We start from the raw sequence: 4,133 nt of genomic DNA on the forward strand, positions 1-4,133 counted from the left end.
AAAGGGACAGGAAAGAGCCTAATAGGATATCGGATATACAAACAGAAATGGGACAATAAACCTGTCCCCATGTCCCTCCCCAGCACTATTCGTGCTTTTTCTTCTGAGTTAAACTTTCTTCGTGTGTTTGGCATACAACTAAGAAACTCCTTTTTTATTGTCTAGTTTATATGTAGCATTATATCTCTTGCCGGTGATTGGGTCTAATCCAATATCAATTGTGAAAGCCCAGTTTGAACCACATATGCATTTTTTCTTCTTTTTGCAGGTACAGCCCCGTCTGTAAAAATGACCTTCCATTTTATTTGTAAACCTCACTTTCTTGATGGATTTGTTACTAAATTTCCATTATATCCAATATAAAAAAGAACAATTCCTCTCAAGGTCTACTAAAACAAAAGGGTGAAAAATATTGGTAATGAGTTAAAGATTTAATGATTGGAATAGCTTTAATGGTTATTCAAGAACAGTTCAATCAGGCTTTAACAGAGATTATTAGACTAAGAAAAGAAAATATAAAATTAAAATAGGATCTTTATAAAGCGCAAAGTCGTAATAGACCTTATAGTCATGCACGTAATATAAAGAAAACAGCGACTGATTTTACTCCTTAAGAAAAAGCTGCAAATGGCAAGATGATGTACGTGCATTTATTGAAACTTGTAAAAGCTTAGATTTGAATAATATTGGTTTACAGGGTATATTCAGAGCAACGATGCTATTCTCAATTTAAGTTCATGTTTGAGTGAGAGAGGTGTTAAGCCAATGTTTGATCATATTAATCAAAAAAAAGTTCTTCTAGATGCCAATCGACCATTACCCAAATATACAGTCAAAAGTTTACGTGAAAAGTTATTACTCGAATGGACATACAATACTAATGCGATTGAAGGAAACACGTTAACTATCAACGAAACGAAGGTAGTTTTAGAGGGAATTACTGTTGGTGGTAAAACGCTGCGTGAACACTTGGAAGTTCTTAATCATCGAGATGCGATTCACTTTGTAGAAGAGATTGTACAAAAAAGTGAACCTTTGTCGGAGTGGCAAATAAAGAATCTACATCGGCTTGTACTAAAAGGAATCGATGATGAATATGCGGGTGAATATCGGGACCAGCAAGTTTTTATTTCTGGTGCTAAACATATACATCCAACTCCCTTCCGCATAAGAGAAGAGATGGAACAGTTGATGGCATGGTATGAAAAAGCAGAAACAAAAAAATTGCATCCAGTTGCTCGTGGAGCTATGCTACATGCTATTTTTGTTGGCATTCATCCATTTATTGATGGAAATGGTCGGACATCACGGTTGTTACTAAATTTAGAACTCATGAAAGATGGTTTTCCACCAATTGTTATTAAAGTGGAAAATCGAATAGCTTATTATGATGCATTAGATAAAGCACATACGCAAAAAGAATATGATGACTTTATTAAGTTAGTCGAGGGCGAAGTAGAAGATTCATTAAACCTATATTTAAGTACAATAAATAAAAATGCTTAGTAAAATATACAGTAGAGTTGTCGATTAAGATATACACTCCTACATCATTTTATCTGCGATGTTAACATTTTGCTAACGCAATCAAATGAAAAACAGTGAATTATCGTTAAAGATGTTACTGACAGAATTTAGCAAAACCTTGATTTTCCGCAATTTACGCACACCTAGTTAAAGATATTACACACTCTCACCTTAGGGTCGGCATGATGTAAAACACCCAAAAGACCCTTGATATATAAGGGTTTTTGAGTCATCATAACGTTTTTGGTGCCGGAATGGTGCCGAGACCTAAAAATTAGAGGTTTCTCATGGGGTAAGTGAACTTGTGAGAGGCCACTTTTTTTCAGCCTCTGACCAAATTGGTTCCTTATACCACTTTTTAATGGGATGGAATAGTTACTCCAGGGATTAAAGCCGAAGCACAGAAACCCAAAAGGACCCAGCTAGTCCACTAGCTCCTATTGGGTTTGGTAAATGATCAATTTATACAATAGGAAATGAAAGAGACGTTGAAGAAATGTTAGTTATTGATGATTTTGGGAATGGGAATGCTACGTGAGAGTATATAATTAACTATTAAGCTAGTTTAAGGTATTTTCTCCCCTTTTGTGGATAGATTCCTTCTGTTTGAAACCACTCCCAAAGAAGGGTTCCGCTCTTTCGGCCAATTCCACCACTCATAATAAGTCCAGGAATTATTAGTTGGGTTGGTAAACCTTTTACGTAAAAGGTTTTATTGGTATTGAATTCTGTTAATACAGTAATCTGGTCAATGATACTTGTAACCTCGAAAAGACTATCCAAGCTTTTAGTATATTGATCAAAACTTTGTTTCATTTTTTCGATGCTTTTTTTGGCACTAAAGTCTTTCTGGTGAATTTGTGGGAAGTCTCTCAAAAATATAGCATTTAGTACTTGCTCAGACATTTTTAGGTCAGAAATAGCCTCTTTTGAATACTTATCAACGACTGGAAACCAAGTAGTTCCAACCCGTTTATCGAGCCACTGAATAAACATTTTTAATTGGGAAAGGAAGGTTTCAACTTGTTTTTGGTCAGGGGTAATTCTAATAACATGAGGTAAGTGGGTGAAGATCAATTCTTCCCAGAATGGCCTCTTGCACTTTTTCCATGAGGAAGGGCATTGATCTTCCAAGGTATTACTCATGTACTTTGTTAGGATACGGAGAAATTCATTGCGGTTTTTGTCGTAGGGGCGTTCGAGTTTATAGCTGATAAAATCTTCCCCATAAAATAAAAAATGTCCTCGATGCCTCATGTCAAACTCAGCACCTACTTTTAAATTCTTTTCAATTTCTTCACGTTCTTTTGGATTCTTAAAATGCTTCATTAGTACGGTTACTTGAGGTTGTTTCTTGTTACAAATATTCTTCGTATTACCAATGTTCTTCATAAAGGAATCGACCAGCTTTCATCTTTGTTTTTTTGAAAAAAAGAGAGGTTTAAAGAAGAACTTCAGTGGGGCTATAAATTATTATATCGTAATAAAAAACCAATAATTTACTTATTATGTGTCGTTTTTTCGAATAATTCTGCCAGGCGTGCAGAAATTGTTAATAAAAATACAGTAGCGCAGCTGGGAACACTCTATAGAAGTAGTTCGAATCGAAAATTTAGTTTTAACAATGAGAGAATCAGTCGGGCGAAGAAAGTATGCATTACTGATATGGGCAATAGCTGGATATAGTAAAAAAGGGACGCAGGGACAGGAACCATGTCCCACCAGATTCCCTGCAGCTATCCCGAATATTTTTTTGTGTTAGAGCCAACGGACAAAAATCCAAGACCCTTGATAATACTGGTTTCATCCAAATCCAACTTGTGAAGTTGGTACCGTAATCTCTTGGTGGAATGAATCTTTTGTAATTTGTCAAACCCCATTTCGGATGGAATATAGCCAAATTCGTTCGTTTTCTAATATAAATAACCAAATTGTTTACATGCTTTTATTTACAAATTGCTTTATCAGGATTTTAATTTTGTCCTGTGGCTCTTAATGTAAAAGGGATAGGAAAGAGCTTAATAGGATATCGAATATACAAACAGAAATGGGACAATAAACCTGTACCCATGTCGCTTCCATGTCCCTTATTAGAGAACGTAATCTAATAATATAAAGGAAATAATGCTCTCCCCTTTCCATGAAAAATACAGATAAACCACAGCATCAGGGAAACCCCCCATGAAAAAACTTATTTTCGTCATAAATTCGTCTTTAGCCCGTCAAACTCTCTCTGTATTCTAAGGTTGTAGGACAGAATGATAGATAAAAAGGAGAGATTGACATGAACAAGAAATTTATGATTTCAACAGTAGCAGCTATCGGACTTTTAACTGGAGGAGGTATTTTGCTGGCTAATGCTTCATCCCTAGCTCCCCAAGAGAATGCTATACAGACAACTCAAGCTGACGAAACAAATACGAATACACAGGTCCAGAGTCAACAAGGCAAAGGGCAACAAGGTCAGGGCCATCAAGGTCAAGGGCAGCAAGGTCAAGGTAAGGGTCACAATCAAGTGAAACCGGATTTAAGCCAAGCCACCTCCGATCATCCGTCTTTAAGTCTCGTAGATCCTTCGCTGCAGGAAATGCTTGACTTCGCCATCC

At 36.2% G+C, this 4,133-nt stretch carries 3 protein-coding genes; 2 read left to right on the top strand and 1 reads right to left on the bottom strand.

Annotated elements, in window-relative coordinates; all coding sequences use genetic code 11:
- Positions 1-765 precede the first annotated feature (765 nt).
- Entirely contained in the window at positions 766-1,506 is a 741-nt protein-coding gene (locus UB32_RS06615) for a Fic family protein (RefSeq protein ID WP_044392258.1), read from the top strand.
- A 576-nt stretch (positions 1,507-2,082) separates the two neighbouring features.
- On the opposite strand, the gene UB32_RS06620 is transcribed toward UB32_RS06615, so the two are convergent.
- Entirely contained in the window at positions 2,083-2,919 is an 837-nt protein-coding gene (locus tag UB32_RS06620; protein ID WP_044392260.1) for a hypothetical protein, read from the bottom strand.
- An 892-nt stretch (positions 2,920-3,811) separates the two neighbouring features.
- Between UB32_RS06620 and UB32_RS20165 the strand changes: the two genes are divergently transcribed.
- Positions 3,812-4,133, top strand: a 322-nt coding sequence (locus tag UB32_RS20165) for a hypothetical protein (RefSeq protein WP_044392262.1), incomplete at its 3' end; no start/stop codon positions are given.

The organism is Mesobacillus subterraneus (assembly GCF_000934845.1).
Lineage (GTDB): Bacteria > Bacillota > Bacilli > Bacillales > Cytobacillaceae > Mesobacillus > Mesobacillus stamsii.

Coding starts and splice junctions, on each gene's coding strand:
- UB32_RS06615 (WP_044392258.1), top strand. CDS start 766: ATGTTTGATCATATTAATCAAAAAAAAGTTCTTCTAGATGCCAATCGA.
- UB32_RS06620 (WP_044392260.1), bottom strand. CDS start 2,919: ATGAAGAACATTGGTAATACGAAGAATATTTGTAACAAGAAACAACCT.